Source organism: Sphaerisporangium sp. NPDC005288 (assembly GCF_040607475.1).
GTDB classification, from domain to species: domain Bacteria; phylum Actinomycetota; class Actinomycetes; order Streptosporangiales; family Streptosporangiaceae; genus Sphaerisporangium; species Sphaerisporangium rhizosphaerae.
On the sequence record NZ_JBEXGT010000022.1, the window covers coordinates 31,919 to 55,183 of the forward strand.

Consider the following 23,265-nt stretch of genomic DNA (forward strand, 5'->3'; position numbering starts at 1 on the left):
GTAGCTTCGCACCTGTGAACGAGGAGCGCGTACTCCAGCGTAGCGACGAGGGACGCATGCTCACGGGCGTGTGCGCCGGCCTGGGCCGCTACACCGGCATGGACCCGGTGATCTTCCGCGTGGGCTTCGCCGCGCTGGTCATCGGCTCCGGCATCGGCATCATGCTGTACGTCGCGGCGTTCCTGCTGATGAGGAGCACGAACGGCGGGCCGGGGTACGTCGAGCAGTGGAGCCGCAGGGTCTTCGACACCGAGACGGTGATGGCGCTGCTCGCGGCGATCTTCGCGCTCGGCCTGATCATCAACCTGGCGGCGGGCGGCATCAGCACCGCCACCGTCGTGGTCGGCACCCTGCTGGCCATCACCCTGCTCGCGGCGCACGCCCGCGGGGTCGACCTGCTGGCGATGGCGCGCAGCCTGCCCGAGCGGGTCAGGGGCAAGAAGGGCACCCGGCCGGCGCCCGACAGCTGGCTCGGCCACCCGTTCGGCGGCCCCCCGCCCTTCCCGCCCACCCCGTTCGCCGGCGGCCCCGGCGCGGCGGCCCCGCCCGCCGGCGACCCGTACGCTCAGCGCACCGCCGCCACCGCCGCCACCGCCGCCACCGCCGCCACCGGCGACCCGTACGACCCGTACGGCGCGTCCGCGCGCGACCCGTACGGTCCGCCGACCGACGACCGGTATGCCTCATACGCTCCGCCGGCTCCGGGGGCGCCGCCCGCTCCGCCCGCTCCGGGTGCGGCACGCGCCGCGTCCGCCATGCCCGCGGACACCTCGCTCTCCGGTGCCTCTCCCGGCGAGACGCTTCCCACGGACGGCCGTTCGGACGCGTCCCCGGCCGAGACGCTCCCCGCGGACGGGTCGGCCGGAACGCGGCTCGGCGAAACCCTTCCCGCGGACGGCTCCGGGCCGCGGCTCAGCGAGACCCTTCCCGCGGGTGGGTCCGCCGACGTGACGCGGGTCCAGGCGTCGCCGGCGGACGCCCCTCCTCCGGCCTCCGCCGCGTTCCCCCCTCCGGCTTCCGGCGCGCCCGCGGACTCCGGTCCCGCGCCGGCCCCTGACGCGCACGGCCCGTACCGGCGCCTCGCCGACCTGGCCGAGGAGGCGCGCGCCGCCTCCGGTTCCCCTGCCGGCCACGAATCGGCCCGGTACGGCTCCTCCACCGGCCGATCGGCCCGGTACGGCTCCCCGGCGGGCTCGGCCGGCTCCCGCTATGGGGACCGGCGGCCCGCGGGCGGCGGGTTCGACAGCTCGGGTGAGCCGTTCGCGCCGCGCGGCCCCTACCGCCCGTACGACTCGCAGCGCCAGTACGAGCCGCCCGCCTGGGTCTACGGCAACACGCCGCCCGCCCGCACGGCGCGGCGCGACCGGCCGAAGTCGTTCATCGGCGCGGTCACCGTGTTCATCGCCTTCATGGTCGGAGGGATCATGGTTGCCACGCAGTCATCCTCCAGTTCGCTCAACGCGCCGGTCATCGGCGGCGCGGTCCTCATCACCATCGGCGCCGGGCTGCTGGTCGCGACCTGGTTCGGCCGGGGAGCGGGCCTGGTGGCGACCGGAACGATCATCTCTTTCCTCCTCGTGGCCGGATCGACCGTGAACGGGATCCCGAAGAAGATCGGCAGCTACACCTGGGAGCCGGTCGACAGCTCGCAGGCCGTGCGCACCTACTCGGTGGGCATCGGCGACGGGACGCTCGACCTGCGGGACACCAAGTTCCCGCCCGGCTCGAGCACCCGCTTCGACGCCTCGGTGTCCGTCGGCGAGCTCAAGGTCATCGTGCCCCGCACCGCGCGCGTGAAGGTCTTCGGCTACACCCGGCTCGGTGACGTCAAGATCGAGCACGTGGTGCAGGGCGGCGCCGACGTCCACCATGACAAGGTGATCGAGCCGGACGTCACCTCCGCGGGGACGGTCCCGGTCATCGAACTGCACGTCAAGGCCGGCATCGGAGATGTGGAGGTCAGCCGTGCGGCATAGGACCGACTGGTTGTCGCTGCTCGCGGGGCTGCTGTTCGTCGGCGTCGGCATCCGCTTCGTGATCGCGCCCGTGCCCGACGTGATGGTCATGGCGCCCATCGTCATCTTCGGCCTCGGCCTGGCCGGCTTCGTCGGCGTCCTCAGCAAGGCCTTCCGCAAGCGCTGACGCCGGGTGCCCCCTCACCTCGCTACCTAACGGATTGAATCGAGATTATCCGTTAGGTAGGCTCTGCCCCGTCCTCTAACGGATGCATCTGTTTTTACCGTTGACAAGGATGGGCGAAGGGAGAGGGCGCATGACCTTCCAGATCGGGCATGTAGGGCTCAACGTGACGGACCTCGAGCGCAGCAAGCGGTTCTACCTGCGCCTCCTCGGGTTCGAACTGCTCAAGGAGTCGACCGAGGACGACCGGCGGTACGCCTCCCTGGGCCGCGACGGCCGGACGGCGCTGACGCTCTGGCAGCAGAGCGAGGGCCGCTTCCCGACCACCTCGCCGGGCCTGCACCACCTGGCCTTCCAGGTGCCCGACATGGACGCGGTGCGCCGGGCGGAGGCCACCCTCAAGGAGATCGGCGTGCGGTTCGCCTACGACGGGCCCGTCCCGCACAGCGAGGGAAGGCCGTCCGGCGGCGTGTTCTTCGAGGACCCCGACGGCATCCGCGTGGAGATCTCCTCCCCCACCGGCGCCGAGGACCTCAAAGCCCCGGTCGCCGACGCTCCCACCTGCGGATTCTTCTAATGGAGCACCCGGGGGAGCTGCTGCTCCAGCGCCGGGCCGGCATGACCAGGCCCCTGGGGTCGGCCCGGGCGCGTCCGGAGATCCCCGACGTAGCGGGCGCCTTCCTCCGCGACCAGCGCATGCTCGTGATCGCGACCCCGGACGACCAGGGACGGGTCTGGGCGAGCGCGCTCACCGGGCCCGAGGGATTCGCCGACGCGCCGGACGAGCGGCACCTCCTCATCGGCGCGCTGCCCACCGGGCCCCTGGCCGGGCTGTTCGACGAGGCCGGACAGGACGGGCGCGATATCGGCGTCATCGCCATCGACCCCGCCACGCGCCGCCGCATGCGCGTGAACGGCCGAGCCCGGCGCGAGGGAGACCGCCTGGTCGTCCGTACCGAGCAGGTGTACTCCAACTGCCCCAAGTACATCCAGCGCCGCGAGCCCGCCTTCGGCCCGGCGCGGCCGTCCGAGCCGTCCGGGGTATCCGAGCCCTCCGAGCCGGTCGAGCGATCCGAGCCGTCCGGGGTGACCGAACCGTCCGAGCCGTCGAGGCCGTCCGGGGTAACCGGGCCGCCCGCTCCGTCCGGGCCGTCCCGCCTGCTCGGTGCCGGCCGGGCGCTCACGGCCGCGCAGCGCCGGTGGATCGGCACGGCCGACACCTTCTTCATCGCCACCCACGTCGACGGGCTGGGCTCCGACGCCTCCCACCGGGGCGGCGCGCCCGGGTTCGTCCGCGTGCTGGACGAGCGGCGGCTGGCATGGCGGGAGTACCCGGGCAACTTCATGTTCATGACGCTCGGGAACCTGCGGCTCAACCCTGCCTGCGGCCTGCTGTTCCCCGACTGGGAGAGTGGAGGAGGGCTCCGGATCACCGGCCGGGCCACGCCCGGCGGCGGCGAGGCCGGAGAGATCGCCTTCGAGGTGGAGGAGGTCGTGGAGATGGCGGGGGAGGTGCCCGCGCCGTGGCGGTTCGTCGAGGCCTCTCCGTTCAACCCTCCGCTCCCCGTCCGGCACGAGGAAGGACCGTCGCGATGAAACCTCCTGTACCGCCCTTCGACGAGGAGAGCGCGCGCATCAAGGTCCAGGCCGCGGAGGACGCGTGGAACACCCGTGACCCGCGGAAGGTGGCCCTCGCCTACACCGAGGACTCGGTCTGGCGCAACCGGTCGGAGTTCGTGACCGGCCGGGAGGAGATCGTCGGATTCCTCACCCGGAAGTGGTCCGGCGAACTGGACTACGCCCTGCGCAAGGAACTGTGGGCCTTCACCGGCGACCGCATCGCCGTGCGGTTCCAGTACGAGTGCCGCGACGCCGCCGGCCAGTGGTGGCGTTCCTACGGCAACGAGCTTTGGGAGTTCGACGCCGAGGGCCTGATGCGCCGCCGCGAGGCGAGCATCAACGATCTGCCGATCGGCGAGGAGGAGCGCCGCATCTTCGGCCCCCGTCCCGCGGAGGAGCACGGCCGCCCGTTCCCCCTCGCCTGACCGTCGCGACCGCCGGGAGCGGTGTTTCGACGCCCGAGGGGTTGACCGGCCACATCAGGGGCGTACGTTCGCATTTGTCGGTTCTCACTCCATCCACTCCTCTCACCGTTAGTGCGCTCGCCACCCACCGCCTCCCCCGCAGGGGGGCGCCTCCGGCCGCCGGCCGGGGACGGCACCTCCCGCGAGGTCCGGCGATGTTCGCACAGGTCGGCGCACGGCAATAGTTCAAGCAGCCAGCGCGCTTGGAGGACCAATGACCCGTATCAACCTCACCGTCGACGGCGTCAAGTACGAGGAGGATGTCGAGCCACGCCTGCTCCTGGTCCACCTCCTTCGCGACCGGCTGGGGAAGACCGGGACACCGATCGGCTGCGACACCGGCAACTGCGGCGCCTGCACCGTCATGCTCGACGGCAGGAGCGCCAAGAGCTGCTCGGTGCTCGCCGTCCAGTCCGACGGATGCGACGTGCTGACCGTCGAGGGCCTGGCCGAGGGCGAGCGGTGGCACCCCATGCAGCGGGCCTTCCACGAGGAGCACGCCCTCCAGTGCGGCTACTGCACACCCGGCATGATCATGGCGGCCATCGACCTGCTGAAGGACGACCCCGACCCCTCCGACGAGGCCATCCGCGACGGCCTGGAGGGCAACCTGTGCCGCTGCACCGGCTACTGCAACATCGTCCGCGCCGTACGGCGGGGCGCGCAGAGCATGAGCGACCAGGAAGCGGTGAGCGGCAGATGACCGAGGAGCTCGACGCCGGCCTCGTCGCCCAGAAGATCGCCGAAAGCGACATGCTCGGCGAGCCCGCCCCCGACCGGCACGAGGTGGGCGCCGCCCGCAGGCGCAAGGAGGACGCGCGGCTGGTCACCGGCCGCACCCAGTGGACCGACAACATCCAGCTCCCCGGCATGCTGCACGTGGCGTTCCTGCGCAGCCCGATGGCGCACGCGCGCATCACCGGCGTCGACACCTCGGCCGCGCGGAGCATGCCCGGGGTGATCGCCGCCTTCAGCGGGCGCGACTTCGCGGGCGAGCAGGGCACCCTGCCGTGCGCCTGGCCGGTCACCGAGGACATCGTCATCCCCGACCACCCGCCGATGGCCGTGGACGAGGTGCGGTACGCGGGCGAGGCGGTCGCCTGCGTCGTCGCCACCGACCGGTACAAGGCCAACGACGCGCTGGAGGCCATCGAGATCGACTACGAGCCGCTGCCCCCGGTGCTGGACATGACCGAGGCGCTCAAGGACGGCGGCCCCAAGGTCCACGAGGCCGGCAACCGCGCCTACACCTGGAAGTACGCCGAGGGCGACATCGACGCGGCCTTCCGCGACGCGCCCGTGGTGATCGAGCGGACCTTCGTCCAGCAGCGGCTCATCCCGACGGCCATGGAACCGCGGGCCGTCGTCGCCCAGACCGACGGCGACCACTTCACCCTCCACTCGGCCACCCAGATCCCGCACATCCTGCGCATCATGCTGGCCCAGGTCACCGGCATCCCCGAGCACAAGCTCCGCGTGGTCGCGCCGGACGTGGGCGGCGGCTTCGGCTCCAAGCTGCAGGTCACCGCCGAGGAGGTCCTGCTCCTGCTGCTCACCAGGCGCCTCGGCAAGCCGGTCAAGTGGACCGAGTCGCGCTCGGAGGGCAACCTGACCGTGCACCACGGCCGCGACCAGCTCCAGCGGGTCTCCCTCGCCGCCGACGCCGACGGGCGGCTGCGCGGCATGCGGGTGGACCTGCTGGCCGACATGGGCGCGTACCTGATGCTGGTCACGCCGGGAATCCCGATCCTCGGCGCGTTCATGTACAACGGCATCTACAAGATGGACGCCTACGACTTCACCTGCACGGGCGTGTTCACCACCAAGATGCCGACCGACGCCTACCGCGGCGCGGGCCGGCCGGAGGCGACGTTCGCCGTCGAACGGCTCATGGACGAGCTGGCCGCCGAACTGTCCCTTGACCCGATCGAGGTGCGGCGGCGCAACTGGATCACCCACGAGGAGTTCCCGTACACCACGATCGCCGGGCTCACCTACGACTCCGGGAACTACGAGGCGGCCACCGACAGGGCGCTCGCCCTGTTCGGCTACGACAAGCTGCGGGCCGAACAGGTCGACCGGCGCGACCGCGGCGACCCGGTCCAGCTCGGCATCGGCGTCTCCACCTTCACCGAGATGTGCGGCCTGGCCCCGAGCCGGGTCCTCGGCTCGCTGAGCTACGGCGCCGGCGGGTGGGAGCACGCCTCCGTCCGCATGCTGCCGACCGGCAGGGTGGAGGTCGTCACGGGCGCCAGCCCACACGGGCAGGGACACGAGACGGCCTGGAGCCAGATCGTCGCCGACGCGCTCGGCGTGCCGTTCGAGGACGTCTCGGTCCTGCACGGGGACACGGCGATCTCGCACAAGGGCATGGACACCTACGGCTCGCGCTCGCTGGCCGTCGGCGGCGTCGCCGTCGTCCAGGCGTGCGAGAAGGTCAAGGATAAGGCCCGGCACATCGCCGCCCACCTGCTGGAGGCCTCCGCCGACGACGTCGAGTTCGACGGCGGGAGGTTCAAGGTGCGCGGCACCGACGCGGGCAAAACCATCCAGGAGATCGCGCTGGCGGCCTTCGCCGCGCACGACCTGCCCGACGGGGTCGAGCCCAGCCTGGACTCCGACGCGACGTTCGACCCGGAGAACTTCTCCTTCCCGCACGGGACGCACCTGTGCGCCATCGAGGTCGACACCGAGACCGGCGCCACGAAGATCCGGTCGTACGTCGCGGTGGACGACGTGGGCAAGGTCGTGAACCCGCTGATCGTCGAGGGACAGGTGCACGGCGGCCTCGCCCAGGGCATCGCGCAGGCGCTGTTCGAGGAGGCCGTCTACGACGCCGAGGGGAACCTGCTCACCACGACCATGGCCGACTACCTGGTGCCGTCGGCGGCCGACCTGCCCGACTTCATCACCGAACGCACCGAGACGCCGGCCACGAGCAACCCGCTCGGCGTCAAGGGCGTCGGCGAGGCGGGAACGATCGCCTCGACCCCGGCCGTGGTGAACGCGATCGTCGACGCGCTCCGCCCGTACGGCGTGAACGACGTCCCCATGCCCTGCACCCCCGAACGCGTCTGGCGCGCCCTCCAGGGAGGCACCTCATGATTCCGGCGCCGTTCGACTACGTCCGTCCCTCCTCGCTCGACGAGGCCGTCTCGGTGCTCGCCGACGCCGGAGAGGACGCCAAGGTGCTGTCCGGCGGGCAGTCGCTGCTGCCGCTGCTCCGGCTCCGGCTGGCCTATCCGAGCGTGCTGGTCGACGTCGGACGCCTCGCCGAACTGCACGGCGTCCGCGACGAGGACGGCCACGTGCTGATCGGCGCCACGACCACCCATGACGAGGTGGTCCGCTCGCCCATCGTCAACGCCGAGTGCCCGCTGCTGGCGCTCGCGGCCGCCACCGTCGCCGACCCGGCGGTGCGTCACCGCGGCACGTTCGGCGGCTCGCTCGCCCACGGGGACCCGGCCGGCGACCTGCCCGCGGTGGCCCTGGCCCTGGACATGGAGTTCCTGGTCCACTCCGCGTCCGGCGAGCGGGTGGTGGCGGCCCGCGACTTCTTCCTCGACTACCTGGAGACGGCTCTTGAGCCCGGCGACATCCTGGCCGCGGTGCGGGTGCCCAAGCTGGGCGAGGGTTGGGGCTTCCACTACGAGAAGTTCCACCGCACCGCCCAGTCGTGGGCCATCGTCGGCGTCGCGGCGGCCGTGCGCGTCTCCGGCGGCACGGGCGGCGAGCCCCGCCGGGTCGAGGAGGCCAGGATCGGCCTGACCAACATGGGCCCGACCCCGGTCCGCGCCACCGCCGTCGAGACGGCCGTCCCGGGCCTCGAACTGAACGGCTCCTCCTACGGTCCCACAGCGAACGGCAACGGCTCCAACCGAACCAACGGCTCCGGCCGGCCCGGCGCCCACTGTGCTGACGGCGCCCACGCCGGCGACGCCCTCCGCCAGGCCGCCTCGGCGGCGGCCGACGGCACCTCACCGCCCACCGACCTCCACGCCACCCCCGACTACCGCAGGCACCTGGCCGGCGTCCTCACCCACAGAGCCCTCCTGACAGCCGCCGCCACCGTCTGACCCCGGCACCACGGGCGCCGCATCCCACCCCAACGATGCGGCGCCCCACTCGGCGACGCCCTGGGCCGCCTCAGCCACCCCCTCACCGACGTCTCCATCTCTTCGGGGAGCAGCGTTGACGAAGCGGGGAACCACCAGGAGACCAGACGCGGAAGAGCGGTCAGGAAGGCCGACGCTGAAGGACGACCATCAGGCGAACAGGTCGTCGATGGCATCGGCGGTGGCCGCACGCTGGATCCAGACATCGAGCCGGGCCGCCTCCGTACAACCGAGGATGCGTCCCCGGGCCTCCTCGGAGACCGCGACCCCCCGCGTACCGAGCAGAATCAGGACCGCCTCGGCCTTCCCTTCGGCCCGGCCCTCGATCTTCCCTTCGGCCCGGCCCTCGGCTTTCCCCTCCGCGCGGCCCTCAGCCCTACCCTCAGCCCGACCTTCGGCGACGTATTGCCGCGCGAAGTCGCTTTGGTACTCGTAAGTCCCGGTAGCCATTAATTCCTCCATATGTTTGCGAGCCACCTCGGGGAGCATCATCAGGACGAAATCAGCGTACAGCCGTGCCTGATCCGCGTCGATGGTGGCCAAGGCCGCGAACAACGCATCCATGATCGGCTGCGCTTCGATGTCACCCCCGTGGGCGACCGCCGACAACACCGCCAGCTCCGGTGCGCGAACCGCCTCGGACGGATCGGTCACCACCGGAACGGTCGCCGGACCGGCGACCGTGGGGGTGAGCCGCCAGCCGGGATGGCCCATGTCGATCGGTGCCGCGCACCACTGCGCGATCGGGGCTTCGGTGCACACCACCAGGAGAATCGCCGGGCAGCGCGCCCGAGCCCGCACCGACGCCAGGTACACCGGCCAGCTCCACCGCTTGTGCGGGTCACGGCCACGCTGGACCTCCACCACCACCGCCAGCACCGGCGACGCACCCGACGAGAGCACCACGACGGCGTCCGCCTGGTACTCCACCGGCGGGCACTCGGTGAGGTCACCCGACTCGATTCTTACCTCGCTGTATTCCGGCATTTCCATACCGAATCCATCGCCCAGCAGCTCGGCTGCCAATGCCGGACGATTTCGGAAAAGCAGGATCAGCGCCTCGTGTTCTTGGGAAGGCACGGCAGCGACATTACATCCCCACCAAAGCCTGACCAAAACTTTGCATCAATACTGGACATAACCCGCTCGACCAACGTCCCGAATAGCATTTATCGCGTTATCGAGGGCAGCAAAGCAGGCCTGCGGAGTTCCGGATCAGGCCCGGCCGGCCGGACCGGCAGAGGTCTCCCCTGCGTGGGGATGGGCGGGCGACGTGGGTGGGCCACCGGGAATTCATTTGGGGATGGTTCGCCGGTCATTGAGCGGCCGGTACGTTGCCCGGGGAGACGTAGATCACTTACGGGGGACGGCGGCATGGTCGAAGTACCGTTACAGGTCGCTTCCAAGGCGCTGGCCTCGACTGCGGTGAGCATGGAGGAGGTCGCCGCCCACCTCGAACAGGTACGAGTGCTGATCGACCGGCACTGTCACCTGCCTTCCCTGGCGTTGGGCGTGATCGGCGCCCCGGCGTGCGCCCGCTACAACGACGGCTGCTCCGAGGCGGGCACCGCGATGACGGGCCTGGCGGGAGAGGCGGCGACGCTGGCGCGGACGCTCGGCAAGAGCGCCGTCGGCTACGTGTCCGCCGAGGTGGCCAACCTCTCCGCGATCGAGAGGGCCGCCGAGGCGCGGGCCACGGGCGCCGTCCCCGTGGCCGGCCGGACGGCCGAGGCCATGGGAGTCGGAGTCTTCCCCGCCACCTGGGTGACCGGTCACGTCGCGCGCTCCCTCGTGGACGGCAGGCTGGGCGAGGCGCGCGCCGCCGCACGCTCGGTGAGCGCCGAGCTGGACACGGCGCTGGAACAGGCGCTCAAGGTGTGGGGAGCCCAGAGAGATCTGGACTTCAGCAAGGCGTTCATGCATCCGGACGACGCGGTCCTCGCGGAGACCAGGTTCAACGACTTCGGCGAGTCGGGCATGGACAAACCGCTGGGCCGCACGCTGGAGAGGCAGATCGTCGCGGAGGACCGCGTCTCCGACCTCGCCAAGCTGAGCCGGCGGACCGACGCCATCCTGCGCAAGACGGGTTCGTTCTCCCTCGCCGCCGCGGCCGCGTCGATGCTCTGGACGGCCAACGCGGTGGTCATGTCCGACGAGACGATCGACGCGGCCATCGGCTCCTGGCACGGGACGGCGGCGGTGGCACGGACGATCTTCTCGGAGTGGATGCCCGCGATCCGCTCCTCGCTGTTCCCCGACTGGACCGGAGAGGCGAGCACGGCCGCCGAGCGAAGGTTCGCGGCGTTCGTCGCGGACGGGACGGCCTTCGCGGACCGGGCACAGCGCATGGCGTCCTCGCTCACCACGATCGTCGCCCGGCTGAACGGGGTCTACTTCGCCGCCTCCGCGTTCGCGTTCGCCCAGCTCGCCGCCATGGTCGCCCTCGCCGCCGCGGCCTGGTTCCGCCCCGAGGCCACGGCCCTGCTGCAGTACCTCGGCCTCGCCCTGCGCCACGGGGTGACCATCTCCGTCAACGCCGCCCTCGCCGTCCTCGGAACCCTGCTTTCCTGGTCGGCCGCCTGAGCCCGAAGGCGCGTTCGCGCACTGTCTGTCCTGCCCTCCCGACCTCGTCATCACCATGTCGCGCATGGCCGCGGCCTGGACGATCACGAGATGAGGAGTTCGAGGTGGGCACGATCAGCGTTTTCGCGAACGTCTGTGCGGACGGCGTCATGCAGGGGCCGGGCCGGGCGGAGGAGGACACCAGGGGTGGATTCCGGCACGGCGGCTGGGGCATCGGGTACACCGACGAGGTGATCGGGAAGTTCGTCGGGCGGATGGACAGGGCCACGGCGATGCTCTTCGGGCGCCGTTCGTACGACGACCTGCTGGGATACTGGACCTCGGTGACCGACCCCAACCCGTTCACCGAGGTGCTGGTGAACTCGCCCAAGTACGTCGCCTCCCGCCAGGCGCGCACCGAACTCGCCTATCCCAACTCCACGCTGCTGGCGGGGGATGCGGCCGACACCGTCGCACGGCTCAAGGGCCGTACCGACGGCGTGATCAGGGTGCTGGGCAGCGGTGAACTGGTGCGCTCACTGCATGCGGCCGGCCTGGTCGAGGAGTACGTCCTGCTGATCCACCCGATCGTGCTCGGTTCGGGGACGCGCCTGTTCGGCGAGGGGGAACGGACCGACCTGATACTTCAGGAGGCGACGACCTCCACGACCGGAGTGGTCATCGCACGCTACCGGGTCAAGTGACGAGGGAGGATCGGGATATGCGGTACATGCTGCTGTTCCATTACAGCGAGGCGAGCGAGGAGACGATCGGGGCCGAGGCGATGGCCGCGGGGATGCGGGCCATGGCCGCTTACGCCGCGACACTGGAGCAGGCCGGCATCCTGGTGAGCGGCCAGGTGCTGCGGCCGTCGACCGGTTCGACCACGCTCACGCTCGTCGACGGGGAGCCGCGGATCCAGGACGGGCCGTTCGCCGACACCAAGGAGCAACTCGGGGGCGTGATCGTCATCGACGTGCCGGATCTGGACGCCGCCCTGGAGTGGGCGCGGCAGGCGCCGCCGCTGTCGTGGGGCACCGTCGAGGTCCGGCCCGGTGCGGTGCACATCGAGGCCGGGACGTGGGTCGCGTCGTCGTGACCGGTGAGACGGCCGCGCACGTCGCCGAGCGCACCGCACGGGCGTCTTATGGCCGGCTGGTCGCCCTGCTGGCCGCTCCGACCGGCGATCTCCAACTCGCCGAGGACACCCTGGCGCAGGCCTTCGAGCAGGCTCTGATCACCTGGCCGCGCGACGGTGTGCCGGACAACCCCGAAGGCTGGCTGCTGACGGTCGCACGCAACCGGCAGCGAGATCTGTGGAGGTCCGCCGCGCACCGTCGCAACCAGCCGCTGGAGACGGCCACGGACATCGGTGCCGACGCCGTCCGGCAGCTGGACGATCTCGACCCGGGCCGGATCCCCGACCGGCGACTGGCCCTGCTGTTCGTCTGCGCGCACCCGGCCATCGCCGCCGGCGTCCGTACCCCGCTGATGCTGCAGGCCGTGCTCGGGTTCGACTCCGCCCAGATCGCGCGGGCCTTCGCCGTGCCCGCCGGGGCGATGTCGCAACGACTGGTGCGGGCCAAGCGGCGGATCAAGGACGCCCGGATTCCCTTCGCCGTTCCCGGGCGGCAGGCGATGCCCGAACGGCTGCCGTCGGTGCTGGAGGCGGTTTACGCCTGCTACGCGCTGACCTTCGCGGAGCGGGGCGAGGGGACGTCGCCCGCGGGAGAGGCCCGGTACCTGGCCGTCACGACCGCGAAGCTGCTCGGCGACCAGCCCGAGGCGTGGGCGCTGGCGGCGCTGCTCACCCTGGCCTCGGCGCGTGCCACGGCTCCCGGCGACCGCTATCTGCCGTTACAGGACCAGGACCCGGACGGGTGGGACCGCCGTCTCATCGCCGAGGGCGAGGCCTACCTCCGCCGGGCCGAGCGGCCCGGCCAGGCGCCCGGGCGGTTCCAACTGGAGGCGGCGATCCAGGCCGTCCACTGCGATCGGGCCCGCAGTGGCGCGACCGATTGGGACGCCCTGTGCACGCTGTACACCGCTCTGGTGGCGATCGCGCCAAGCCTGGGGAGCCGGGTCGCCCACGCCGCTGTCATCGGCCGGACCCGCTCACCCCAGACGGGCCTGTCGCTGCTGGCGGCATTGCCCGTCGAACGGGAGCGCTTCCAGCCCTATCACGCGGTACGCGGCGACCTGCTCGCCCGGCTCGGCCGGCACAAGGACGCGGTCGCGGCCTACACCCAGGCGTCCACCCTCAGTACGGACCCGGCCGTTCGGGCCTTCCTCGAACGACGGGCCAAGGAAACGTCCCGCTGACCGCTCCTCCACCAGGACGGATACCTGTACGGCGCGGAGAAGGCAGGGCGGCGCGGTGGACCGTGTACGGGGTGGGACGGATGATGCCTGGCCAATCACTGGGGTAGCAAGGTAGGTGAGGACGGTCATAATGGCGCAAGAGCGACGAGGGCCGTCCCGCGTCCACCGGCTGGGCGGCACCTGGATGAGGAGCGGGTCGATGACGATGCGGTTCGAGCACGAGTTCACGGTCCCGGTGCCGCTTGAGCAGGCGTGGGCGGTGCTCCTCGACGTCGAGCGGGTGGCTCCGTGCCTGCCGGGCGCTGCACTGGACAGCGCGGAGGGCGACGACTTCACCGGGCGGATGAAGGTGAAGGTCGGGCCGATCACCGTCACCTATCGGGGCCGGGCGAGCTTCGAGGCGGTCGACAAGGACGCCCACACTCTCACCCTCAAGGCGTCGGGCAAGGAGGCGCGTGGCACCGGCACCGCGACCGCCACGGTGAGCGCGGCGCTGGCCGGGGAGGGCGCCCAGACCCGGGTCAAGGTCGAGACCTCCTTCAACGTGACCGGCCGTCCCGCGCAGTTCGGACGCGGGGTGATGGCCGAGGTCGGCGCCAAGCTGCTCGACCGCTTCGCGGCCAACCTGGCGGCCCTCCTCCACGAGAGCCCCGCCGAGCCCCTCGACGCCGCGACCCCCGAGACTCTCGCTGACACGACGGACGCCGCGACCCCCGAGACCCCCGCTGACTCGACAGGCGCCGCCGCGCCGGAGACCCCTGCCGAGGCCGCAGCCGAGGTGACCGCTCCGCCGCTGTCCAGCGCGCCCGCCACGACCCCGTTCAACCAGCCGGGAACGTCTCTGCCGGACGCCGAAGAGCAGGAGGTTCCCGAGATCGTCCCGGTGGGCGACCAGGAGCCGGCCACGGTGACGGCGATCGGCGCACCGGCCGACGTGGTGCCGTTGAGGGGCACCGGCGACCAGGACCTCCAGCAGCCGGCCACCGCGGAGCCATCCGGCCAGGCCGCCGAGGAGAGGACCGGCCAGGCCGTCGAGGAGCCGCCCGCCCAAGCCGCCGCGGAGCCGCCCGCCCAGGCCGCCGCGCCGGCGGAGGCCGCGACGCCGGCCGCTGGTCCGGGCGGAGGGGAGCAACCGCCCGCGCGGCATCTCACCGCCGTGCCCGACTCCTACGAGCCGCCGTACGCCAAGGAGGCGGCGGCGGGCCGCGAGGTGCACCCCGCCGGGACGGCCCGCACGTCCCGCACCGCCGAGGAGGAGGCACTCGACCTGCTGGAGATCGCCGGAGTCCCCGTGCTCAAGCGCGTCGCCCCGGCCGTCGCCGCCCTGGCCCTGGTCGTCCTCCTCGCCTGGCTCGTACGCCGCATGCTCGCCCGCCGCTGACCACACACCCGCCTCCCCCGGCCAGGTGCTCGCCGACCTCCGGCCAGGTGCTCGCCGCACATAGGCGCCGGCATCGCCGTACCCCGGACCCGCCGACGCGGCGCCCCGAAAACCGTCGTACAGCAGCGAACACGGCGGGGACCGCAGGAACCACAGGGACCGCAGGGATGGCGGGACCGCAGGGATGGCGGGACCGCAGGAACCACAGGGACCGCACGGACAGCGGGACCGCAGGAACCACAGGGACCGCAGGGATGGCGGGGATGGCGGGGATGGTGGGGAGAGGTGAGGTTGGGCTGCGGGAATGGCTATTCGCCGGGCACGGACGGGGTGGGGGTTGGGGTGGCGGAAAGCGTGGCTTCGGGGCCGTCGTAGACGCCGATGGCCCAGCGGCCTGGCCGGGGACCGAGCCGGGTGGCGAGCTTCTCGACGCGACCGGGCTGGAGCAGCATCTCGGCCAGGTACCCGCCGTCACACCGGCCCACTGAGTCGTCCACGACCTTGCAGCCGGCGTACCTCTCGGTCTCATTCGCCCGCGGCCGGTGGTCGATGATCGGCGTGTCGGCGGGGAACACCCAGACGCGCAGCCGTTGGGGCCGCCGCAGCCAGTCGGAGGGAACCGATGCCCTGGTGAAGTAGTTGCCGATCCCGTCGGTCCCGCATCTGCCGGACAACCCCATGCCGTCGGACGTGCGGACCGCCACCCATGCCCTCGGATCGTCACAGACGATCTTGTAGGAGGTGTCGACGCTCAGCGGCCGGAAGGTGATCTCGCGGCCGGTGATGAGCGTGGTGGACACGACGGTCCTGATCAACGGATTGTCCAGATCGTTCATCGCCGGGAGGCCGGCGGGCGGGGCGACGGTCGCCGCCGTCACCGGCGTCCTGTCCACCGCCGCGGGGTCGAGCCCGGGCCTCGCGATCAGCACCGCCGCCGCGGCCGCCGCGGCGCCCGCGAGGGTCACCGCGGAGGCGGCCCTGCCCCGCCTGATGCGGTGACCGCGCCGCACGATGCCGGGCACGTCAGGAAGGCCGGCGCGCAGGTCGTCGGCCAGTGCCGCGCGGAGGTCGGCTTCGGTGAAGGTCATCGCTCAGCTCCCGTCAGGTGCGTCTCCGAGTCGACGCGAAGGCGTCTCAGTGCCCGGCTGAGCTGAGCCTTCACCGATCCGACGGAGCAGCCCAGCACGTCGGCGCACTGCACGAGGGTCAGGTCCTCGAAGTAGTGCAGGACGATGACCGCCCGCTGCTGGCGGGGCAGGTCGCCGATCGCCTGTCTGAGGACGTGCCTGCGGCCGACCTCGGTCGCGAGGTCGGCCTGCTCGGGCCGGTCGGGCAGGTGCTCGGCGGGCACCTCGCCGCGCCACTTCCTGCGCCACCAGGAGGCGTGGGTGTTCACGATGATGCGGTGCACGTACCGGTCAGGGTCGCCCTCGATGCGGCGCCAAGCCACCCACGCCTTGGCGAGCGCCGTCTGGACGAGGTCTTCGGCGGTGGCCCGGTTCCCCGTGAGCAGATAGGCCGCATGCCGCAGCCGCTCGTATCGCGCCGCCACGTAGTCGTCGAACCCGTCGTCCATCCATGGTCTCCGTCCGGAAGGTCTCACAGAGACCGACTCGTTGGGGACCCGATTCGGATGACCGCCCGCGATGAATCCGCCAAGATACGGCCTCGCCCCGAAAGCGGGAGCCCAGAACCGGACCCCCGCAGCAGGACCGCGAAAGCAGGACCCGAAAGCGGAACCGGAAGGCGGGGACCCGTAAGCAGGCCGGAAAGCGGAATCGCCGGGACGCCGCCGCCGGGCGGGTCCCGGTGATCGCCGGACGGGGAGGTCAGGGGCGCTCGGTCTCCCAGGTGACGGTGTCCTCGACGGTCATCGGGCGGGTGCGCATGAGGGTGGTGTCCAGCGGTCGCAGGTAGGTCTGCTGGACGCCGGGGACCTGGTCCTCGATGACGAACGTCGCGCGGGTGTAGGCCGGGTCCCCGGCGACCTGCACGTGGGGCACCACCTTGAAGTCGGCGCTCATGAGGTCGCGCTCGATCTTCGTCAGGACGTACCCGCGCTGGTTGTTGTAGAACTTCAGGTGCGGGTTGATGGCCAGGTAGGGGTGGGTGGCGGGGTCGGAGTCCGCTCCGTCGCCGCCGGTCGTGATCGACGTGGCGACCAGCTCCGAGCCGACCGACGGGCCGGTGGGGTCGTCGTAGTCGAGTTTGAGGTCCGAGGCCCAGTGCGCGTGCACGTCGCCGGTGAGCACGACGGGGTTGCGCACCTTGGCGTCCACCCATCCCTGGGTGATGCGCTGCCGGGAGGCGACGTACCCGTCCCAGGCGTCCATGCTGGTGACCTTGGCGGGTCCGGCGTTGTTGTCTCGCTGGGCGAAGAAGACCTGCTGGCCGATGATGTCCCACTGGGCGCGGGAGTGACGGAAGCCGTCCAGCAGCCACCTCTCCTGGGCGGCGCCGGTGATGGAGCGGGCCGGGTCGACGGCGGCGGGGCAGTCGCGGTAGCCGTCGCCGCAGCCCTGGTCGTCGCGGTACTGCCGGGTGTCGAGCATGTGGAAGGTGGCCATGCGCCCCCAGCGGACGCGCCGGTAGAGCTGCATGTCGATGCCGCGCGGGACGGAGGTGCGGCGCAGCGGCATGTTCTCGTAGTACGCGCGGAACGCGGCCTCGCGGCGGGCCAGGAAGTTCGGCTGCGGCACCTCGGGCTTCTCGGGCACCTCGTCGGCCCAGTTGTTGTCGACCTCGTGGTCGTCGAACACCACCAGCCAGGGGGCGGCGGCGTGGGCGGCCTGCAGGTCCAGGTCGGTCTTGTACTGGGCGTGCCGCTGCCGGTAGTCGGCGAGCGTCTCGGTCTCGGGGCCCTCGTGGTCGCGGACGTTGCCGCCGGGGATGGTGTAGGTGTTCTTGGTGTACTCGTACTGGTAGTCGCCGAGGTGCAGGATCAGGTCCGGGTGCTCCTCGGCCAGCCGCCGGTAGGAGGTGAAGTAGCCGTGCTCGTACTGGGCGCAGGAGACGAACGCCATCGACAGCGGCGAGCCGTAGGACAGCAGGTGCGGCGCGGTGAGCGCGCGTCCGACGGGTGACAGGTACGGGCCGACGCGGAAGCGGTACCAGTACTCGCGTCCGGAGGGCAGGGCGTCCACCTCGACGTGGACGCTGTGTCCCCATTCGGGGGCGGCCACGGCGACGCCCGAGCGCACCACGCGACGGCACCGCTCGTCGGAGTACACCTGCCACAGCACGGGGAAGGGCCGTGCGGGCATGCCGCCCATGCCGTCCTCGGCCAGCGGCTGGGTGGCCAGGCGGGTCCACAGGACGAAGCCGCTGTGGTCGGGGTCGCCGGAGGCCACGCCGAGGGTGAACGGGTCGGAGCGCAGGCCCCGGCTCGCGAGGCTCTGCGCGGTCTCGGCGGCGGGGTCGGGGTCGGCCAGCGCGGCGGACGCCGGGATGGTGGCGATCGCGCCCGCGGCGAGGCCGGTCACGAGGAAGGAGCGTCGGTCGAGGTGCGGCATGCGGGGCTCCCCATGGGATCAAGATGCGACATCCGCAGCCTTGCCGAGGATCATGACCGCCCCGTTAACGGCAACTGTCATAGAAAGGGCGACATATACCACTGAAACCCCCGCAGGCGTAAGGAAGGCGATATCCCAGCATCGCCACGGCCGCCCCGCGCCGCGCCCCGTCGCGTCAAAGGTCGCGGCAAGCGCCGGTCAGCACTCCGCCGTGGCCGGCGGCACGGGCATCCGCCCGGGAATACCCCGGTCAGGGCAATGCCGACTCGGGAGAGACCACGCATGCAGCCGGACGTCAGCGTTGTGCTCATCACCGTCAACGACTCCGCCCGCCTGCCGCGCGCCATCGCGTCCGTGCTCGGCCAGTCGTTGCGCAACCTCGAACTGATCATCGTGGACCACGCCGGCGCCGACGACACCGCCGCCCTGGTGTCCCGGCTGGACGACCCGCGGGTCAGGTACGTCCGCCGCGACACCCCGAGCGGCCACCGCGGCGCGCCGCGCAACGCCGGGCTGGACGCGGCGCGCGCGCCGCACGTCATGTTCCTCGACGGCGGCGACGAGCTGACCCGGCACGCCTGCAAGAGCCTGCTGCTGGAGGTCGAGCGCACCGGCGCCGACTTCGCCGCCGGACAGATCGCACGGCCGGCCGGGGCCACCGGGCGCACGCAGCGCTACCGCCCCGAGCTGTTCCGCCCGCGCCGGGTGGTCGACGGCATCCGCGCCGAGCCGCGCCTGTTCCTGGACGGGTTCGCCACCAACAAGCTGTACCGCACCGCGTTCCTGCGCGAGCAGGGCCTGCGCTTCGCCGAGAACCTGCACCACGAGGACCATGTCTTCACCGCCGCGCTCTTCTGCACCGCCCGCCGCTTCGCGATCGTGCCGTGGACGGTGTACCTGTCGCACCCGGCCGCCGCCCCGGCCTCCCCGCCGCCGTCCGCCGGGCACCTGGACGGCGTGCGCGACCGGGTGCGGGCCGCGCAGATCAGCGACGCGGTGCTGCGCGACAACGGGTGCTCCGACCTCGTCGGACACCGGCAGCAGCGCTTCCTCGCGCAGGACCTGCGCGTCCATCTCAACAAGCTGCCCCGCCACACCAAGGTGTGGATCAAGGAGTTCGCCTCGGTCGTACGCCCCTACCTCGCGGAACTGGAGCCGGGCGTGCTCCAGCGGGCCGATCCGATGATCAGGGTGTGCTGCCACCTGATCGCCGCCGACCAGGCCGAGGACCTGCTGGTGGCGGCGCGGTCGCTGACCGGTCCCAAGGCCGCCCCCCGCCACGCCCTGCGGGTGGACGGCCGGACGTACTGGGGCACGCGCGCTCACCCCGCGCTGGACATCACGCCGTTGCGGCTGGCCGAGCTGCCCTTCGCCGCGTCCCGGATCAGGCACGAGGTAGGCGAGATCTCCTGTCAGGGGACGGTCGTGTCGATGACGGTCCGCACCTACGACCCCTTCGCCGTGCTGCGCCGCTGGAAGACCACCGCCGAGCTGACCGTCAAGGGGCTGCGCGTGCCGCTGGCGCCGCGGCGGCAGCCGGACGGCAGCTACCTCACGCAGGTGGAGGTGGACCTGGCGCGGGCAAGGCTCGGCCGCCTGGGGTTCGACGGCGGCCGGGACGTGCGCGTCTCCCACGTCCGCCCGGACGGCCACCGCACCAGTGACCGCCTGCTGGTCGACCCGGCCACCCCTCCCCTGACCTTGACCGCGGGGCGGCACGAGGTCACCGTCGCCCCGAGCGGCGACGGCGCCGTCCTGCGCGTCTCCTGGCGGCCGTCGCGGGCGCTGCGCCGGGCGGCGCGGCTGCGCTCGCTGCGCGACCTGGCCGGGCGCACCGAGCTGAAGCTGTGGGTGTACCGGGGACTGATCAAGGTGGTGCCGCGCCGCCGCGACCTGGCGCTGTTCGAGTCCGACCTCGGCGCCTCCTACACCGGCAACCCCCGCTACATCTACGAGGAGATCCGGCGGCGTGACCTGCCGCTGCGGGTGCGCTGGTCGGCCCGGGCGAAGGCGGCCGGGTTCCCCGCCGATGTGCCGCTCGTGCGGCGGATGAGCTGGCGGTACGTCTGGACCATGGCGCGGGCGGGCTACTGGGTGGACAGCCACGGGTTCCCGCTGGACTTCCCCAAGCCCAAGGGCACCCGCTACCTGCAGACCTGGCACGGCCAGGCGCTGAAGACGGTCGGGTTCGAGTCGCCGGACCTGCGCGGGGACTTCCCCGGCCCGCGCGAGCGGTGGCACTCCGCCGTGGCCCGCTGGGACGCGCTGGTCTCCCCCGGGCCGGAGTTCGAGCGCGTCTTCGTGCCGTCGAACGAGTACACCGGCGCCGTCCTCGGGTTCGGCTCGCCGCGGTGCGACGTGCTGGTGAACGGGGACCCCGGCGCGGGGCCGAGGGTGCGCGAGGCCCTGGAGATCCCCGAGGACCGCCGCATCCTGCTCTACGCGCCGACCTACCGCGACCTGGACAGGCGCGGCGGCACGTCGGTGCGCGTCGACCTGGACGCCCTGGCCCGCGCGCTCGCCGACCAGTGGGTGGTGGTGCTGCGCACCCATCCGGCAGAACGCTTCACCGTGCCCGAGCGGGTGCGCCACCTCGTCCGGGCGGCCGGACCGTACCCCGAGGTCAACGACCTCATCCTCGCCTCCGACGCGCTGGTCAGCGACTACTCCTCGATCATCTGCGACTACGCCTGCACCGGGCGGCCCATCCTGCTGTACGCCGACGACCACGACGACTACGTGCGGATGGACCGCGGACTCAACTACGACCTGCGCGAGATCGCCCCCGGGCCCGTCCTGACGACCACGGCCGAACTGGTCGCCGCGCTGCGCGACCTGCCGGCCGTCAGCGCCGAGCACGCCGAGCGGTACGCCGACTTCGCCGCCCTGTTCTGCGCGGAGGAGACCGGCAAGGCGGCGGCGCGCGTGGTGGAGGCGTTCTTCTCCGGCCTGCCCGGCGAAAAGGGCACATGAACGCGGTCGTGTTCGCCTGCATGGACGCCGACACGCTCGGCGGCGTGCAGCAGGTGACCCACACGGTCGCCCAGGGCCTGGCCCTGCGCGGGCACGAGGTGCACGTCATCGGCCTGCACCAGGCCCCCGAGCCGTTCCGGTACGTCGAGCGGCCGCTGTACGAGCGCCACGTCGTGCAACGGCGGCCGCTCGGCGAGGGCGTCCGGTGGGTGGCGCGTGGCCGGGTGGCCCGGCTGCTGGCCTCCATCGGCCCCGGGTACGCGGTGCTCACCTCGCCCGGAGCGGTGTCCTGGCTGGCCGACCTGCTGCCGCCGCGGCTGCGCGCCATCGGGCAGTACCACGGCTCGTACGAGCGCGCCCGCGGCACCACGCACCTGGCCTCGGTACGGCGCGACTACGGCGCCCTGGACCAGGCCGTCTTCCTCAGCCCCGAGGACGCCCGCCGGTTCGCCGAGGAGGCGCTGCTGCCCAACGCCGCCCACCTGCCCAACCCGCTGCGCGCCTGGCCGGACAGAACGTCCCCTCTGGACGTGCCGCGCGTGCTCGGGGTGGGCCGGCTGGCCCCGGTCAAGCGGTTGGACCGGCTCATCACCGCCTTCGCGCGCGCCGGCCGCACCCGCGGACACTGGGAGTTGCACCTGATCGGGGACGGGCCGGAGCTGACCCGGCTGCGGGCGCACGCCTCCTCGCTCGGGATCGGCGACCGCGTGGTGTTCCGCGGCCGGGTGCCGGCCGCGCGGATGGGGCAGGAGTTCCTCGACGCGGCGATCTTAGGGCTGTCCAGTGAGCATGAAGGGCTTCCCCCGGCCGTGGCCGAGGCCGCCTCGTACGGCATGCCGTCGGTGGCCTTCGACGTCTCGGGAGGGGTGCGCTCGCTCGTGCTCGACGGCACGACCGGGACGCTGGTGCCGCCCGCGGACGTCGAGACCTTCACCGCCGCGCTGAGCGCGCTGATGGCCGACCCCGCCCGGCGCGGGCGCCTGGGCGCCGCAGCCAGGGCACGGGCCGCGGCGTTACGGCCGGAGAACGTCCTGGACCGCTGGGAGACCCTGTTCGCGCACATCCGCCGCTGACCGGCCGTCCTGGAAGGGGACCCGCGGAACGGGCGTGGAGTCCTGGAAGGGGACCCGCGGAACGGGGGCGGACTCCTGGAAGGGGGCGCGTGGGGCGGGGACGGCGAGGAGGGAGAGCTGGCCGGAGGTGAGCATGGCGGCCACCGGGCCGGGCTCGCGGCGGCTGTTCACCTGGTCGCGGAGGCGCTGCTTGCGCAGCGACAGCCACCGCCGGGCCGCCGTCCTGCGGTAGGCGAGAAGCCGCGGGACGGAGGGCCGCGGGCCGCCCGCCGGCTCGTAGCCCCTGGCGCGCAGGCGTCCGCCCAGGACGCTGTCGCACAGCGCGATCTCCCACGGCTCCAGCCGGGTGGTCCAGCTTCCCACCCTGGCCTGGGTGATCTCCTGGTGGGTGTTGCTGTGCCACACCTTGTGGGAGGGCACCGCCGCCGTCGCCATGCGCCGGGGCTCGCACATCGCGGGGTCGAACTCCTCGCCGAGGAAGCGGCACACCTTGGCCAGTTCACCGTGCGGGTCGGCGGTCAGGTCCTCGTACCGCAGCTCGTGGAAGGTGCCGACCGGCAGCGTTTCGGCGTAGCGGCGCCCGAGGTCGACGGCCTCCGCCCAGGTGGCGATCGCGTGAAGGATGTCCAGTTTGTACCAGGTCATCTCCTTGAGCGAGGCGACGCAGTCGCGTCCGTCCCTGACCAGGTGGACGAACTGGGCATCGGGGAACAGGCGCAGCAGCGCGCCCACATGCCGGATGTAGCAGGGCCGCTTGTCGCCCCAGCGCGGCTTGCCGTACCGCTCGGCGTACGCGCGGAACGCCTCGCCGATCACCGAACCCAGCGACCCGGGTCCCTCGACCGCCCTGCGGACGTAGGCCGCGCGGTCCAGGCCCAGCTCGCCGAACCTGGTGCTCCGGTCGGTGGCGATCCACTCGGCGAGCCCGCGGCGGTTCCCCGCCTCGCGCATGTCCCCGTGCAGGCGCCGGCGGAAGTACGCCTGGAGCAGGAAGCGGTTCTCCGGCGGCACCGCGATGCGCGGGTGCGAGTGCAGCATGAGCTGCAGCATCGTGGTGCCGGAGCGCGGGCAGCCGATCACGAAGACCGGCCGGTCCGTCCGCAT

Annotated in this window: 20 protein-coding genes; 15 read left to right on the top strand and 5 right to left on the bottom strand. The window is 72.3% G+C overall.

The genetic code is table 11. The features are described 5' to 3' along the window. Nucleotides 1–14 precede the first annotated feature (14 nt). From ABZU32_RS21405 to ABZU32_RS21440, 8 genes are all read left to right on the top strand, one after another. A complete protein-coding gene (locus tag ABZU32_RS21405; RefSeq protein WP_354924505.1) occupies nt 15–1,976 on the top strand; it encodes a PspC domain-containing protein in 1,962 nt (653 codons plus the stop codon). Continuing rightward, nucleotides 1,966–2,142 carry a hypothetical protein gene (locus ABZU32_RS21410; protein ID WP_354837409.1) on the top strand — a complete coding sequence of 59 codons (177 nt, stop codon included), beginning with the start codon at nt 1,966–1,968 and terminating at the stop codon, nt 2,140–2,142. Before ABZU32_RS21405 ends, ABZU32_RS21410 begins: the two co-directional genes overlap by 11 nt. A gap of 130 nt (nt 2,143–2,272) precedes the next feature. Further along, the gene (locus ABZU32_RS21415) at nt 2,273–2,716 is read left to right on the top strand and encodes a VOC family protein (protein ID WP_354924508.1); all 444 of its coding nucleotides are present in this window, start codon (nt 2,273–2,275) and stop codon (nt 2,714–2,716) included. After that, nucleotides 2,716–3,735 (top strand): pyridoxamine 5'-phosphate oxidase family protein, encoded by a 1,020-nt coding sequence (locus ABZU32_RS21420; protein WP_354924510.1) that lies wholly within the window; start codon nt 2,716–2,718, stop codon nt 3,733–3,735. The genes ABZU32_RS21415 and ABZU32_RS21420 overlap by 1 nt, the downstream gene beginning before the upstream one ends. After that, entirely contained in the window at nt 3,732–4,184 is a 453-nt protein-coding gene (locus ABZU32_RS21425; RefSeq protein ID WP_354924512.1) for a nuclear transport factor 2 family protein, read from the top strand. Before ABZU32_RS21420 ends, ABZU32_RS21425 begins: the two co-directional genes overlap by 4 nt. Before the next feature lie 253 nt (nt 4,185–4,437). Continuing rightward, a complete protein-coding gene (locus ABZU32_RS21430) occupies nt 4,438–4,926 on the top strand; it encodes a (2Fe-2S)-binding protein (RefSeq protein WP_354837417.1) in 489 nt (162 codons plus the stop codon). Between the two features lie 50 nt (nt 4,927–4,976). Further along, nucleotides 4,977–7,328 carry a xanthine dehydrogenase family protein molybdopterin-binding subunit gene (locus tag ABZU32_RS21435; RefSeq protein WP_354924622.1) on the top strand — a complete coding sequence of 784 codons (2,352 nt, stop codon included), beginning with the start codon at nt 4,977–4,979 and terminating at the stop codon, nt 7,326–7,328. Continuing rightward, nucleotides 7,325–8,299 carry a xanthine dehydrogenase family protein subunit M gene (locus ABZU32_RS21440; protein WP_354924514.1) on the top strand — a complete coding sequence of 325 codons (975 nt, stop codon included), beginning with the start codon at nt 7,325–7,327 and terminating at the stop codon, nt 8,297–8,299. Before ABZU32_RS21435 ends, ABZU32_RS21440 begins: the two co-directional genes overlap by 4 nt. Nucleotides 8,300–8,488: 189 nt before the next feature. Here ABZU32_RS21440 and ABZU32_RS21445 read toward each other — a convergent pair whose 3' ends face one another. Further along, on the bottom strand, nt 8,489–9,418 hold the full coding sequence (locus ABZU32_RS21445; protein ID WP_354924516.1) for a hypothetical protein: 930 nt from the start codon (nt 9,416–9,418) through the stop codon (nt 8,489–8,491). 294 nt (nt 9,419–9,712) lie between these two features. On the opposite strand from ABZU32_RS21445, the gene ABZU32_RS21450 reads away from it, so the two are divergent. The 5 genes from ABZU32_RS21450 to ABZU32_RS21470 all read left to right on the top strand — a co-directional run bounded on the left by ABZU32_RS21450 (nt 9,713) and on the right by ABZU32_RS21470 (nt 14,603). Beyond that, entirely contained in the window at nt 9,713–10,921 is a 1,209-nt protein-coding gene (locus ABZU32_RS21450; RefSeq protein WP_354924518.1) for a hypothetical protein, read from the top strand. A gap of 104 nt (nt 10,922–11,025) precedes the next feature. After that, complete coding sequence (locus tag ABZU32_RS21455; protein ID WP_354924520.1) at nt 11,026–11,604, top strand: dihydrofolate reductase family protein; 579 nt, start codon at nt 11,026–11,028, stop codon at nt 11,602–11,604. Between the two features lie 17 nt (nt 11,605–11,621). Continuing rightward, on the top strand, nt 11,622–11,999 hold the full coding sequence (locus ABZU32_RS21460; protein WP_354924522.1) for a YciI family protein: 378 nt from the start codon (nt 11,622–11,624) through the stop codon (nt 11,997–11,999). Continuing rightward, entirely contained in the window at nt 11,981–13,222 is a 1,242-nt protein-coding gene (locus ABZU32_RS21465; RefSeq protein WP_354924524.1) for a DUF6596 domain-containing protein, read from the top strand. The genes ABZU32_RS21460 and ABZU32_RS21465 overlap by 19 nt, the downstream gene beginning before the upstream one ends. A gap of 199 nt (nt 13,223–13,421) precedes the next feature. After that, entirely contained in the window at nt 13,422–14,603 is a 1,182-nt protein-coding gene (locus tag ABZU32_RS21470) for an SRPBCC family protein (protein WP_354924526.1), read from the top strand. A 308-nt stretch (nt 14,604–14,911) separates the two neighbouring features. On the opposite strand, the gene ABZU32_RS21475 is transcribed toward ABZU32_RS21470, so the two are convergent. From ABZU32_RS21475 to ABZU32_RS21485, 3 genes are all read right to left on the bottom strand, one after another. Beyond that, nucleotides 14,912–15,691 (bottom strand): hypothetical protein, encoded by a 780-nt coding sequence (locus ABZU32_RS21475; RefSeq protein WP_354924528.1) that lies wholly within the window; start codon nt 15,689–15,691, stop codon nt 14,912–14,914. Then, on the bottom strand, nt 15,688–16,179 hold the full coding sequence (locus ABZU32_RS21480) for a SigE family RNA polymerase sigma factor (protein WP_354924530.1): 492 nt from the start codon (nt 16,177–16,179) through the stop codon (nt 15,688–15,690). Before ABZU32_RS21480 ends, ABZU32_RS21475 begins: the two co-directional genes overlap by 4 nt. A 253-nt stretch (nt 16,180–16,432) precedes the next feature. Beyond that, a complete protein-coding gene (locus tag ABZU32_RS21485; RefSeq protein WP_354924532.1) occupies nt 16,433–18,115 on the bottom strand; it encodes an alkaline phosphatase D family protein in 1,683 nt (560 codons plus the stop codon). A gap of 282 nt (nt 18,116–18,397) precedes the next feature. On the opposite strand from ABZU32_RS21485, the gene ABZU32_RS21490 reads away from it, so the two are divergent. Next, complete coding sequence (locus ABZU32_RS21490; protein WP_354924534.1) at nt 18,398–21,088, top strand: CDP-glycerol glycerophosphotransferase family protein; 2,691 nt, start codon at nt 18,398–18,400, stop codon at nt 21,086–21,088. Continuing rightward, nucleotides 21,085–22,161, top strand: coding sequence for a glycosyltransferase (locus tag ABZU32_RS21495; protein WP_354924536.1), 1,077 nt, complete (start codon nt 21,085–21,087; stop codon nt 22,159–22,161). The genes ABZU32_RS21490 and ABZU32_RS21495 overlap by 4 nt, the downstream gene beginning before the upstream one ends. On the opposite strand, the gene ABZU32_RS21500 is transcribed toward ABZU32_RS21495, so the two are convergent. After that, the gene (locus tag ABZU32_RS21500; RefSeq protein ID WP_354924538.1) at nt 22,102–23,265 is read right to left on the bottom strand and encodes a sulfotransferase; all 1,164 of its coding nucleotides are present in this window, start codon (nt 23,263–23,265) and stop codon (nt 22,102–22,104) included. The genes ABZU32_RS21495 and ABZU32_RS21500 overlap by 60 nt on opposite strands.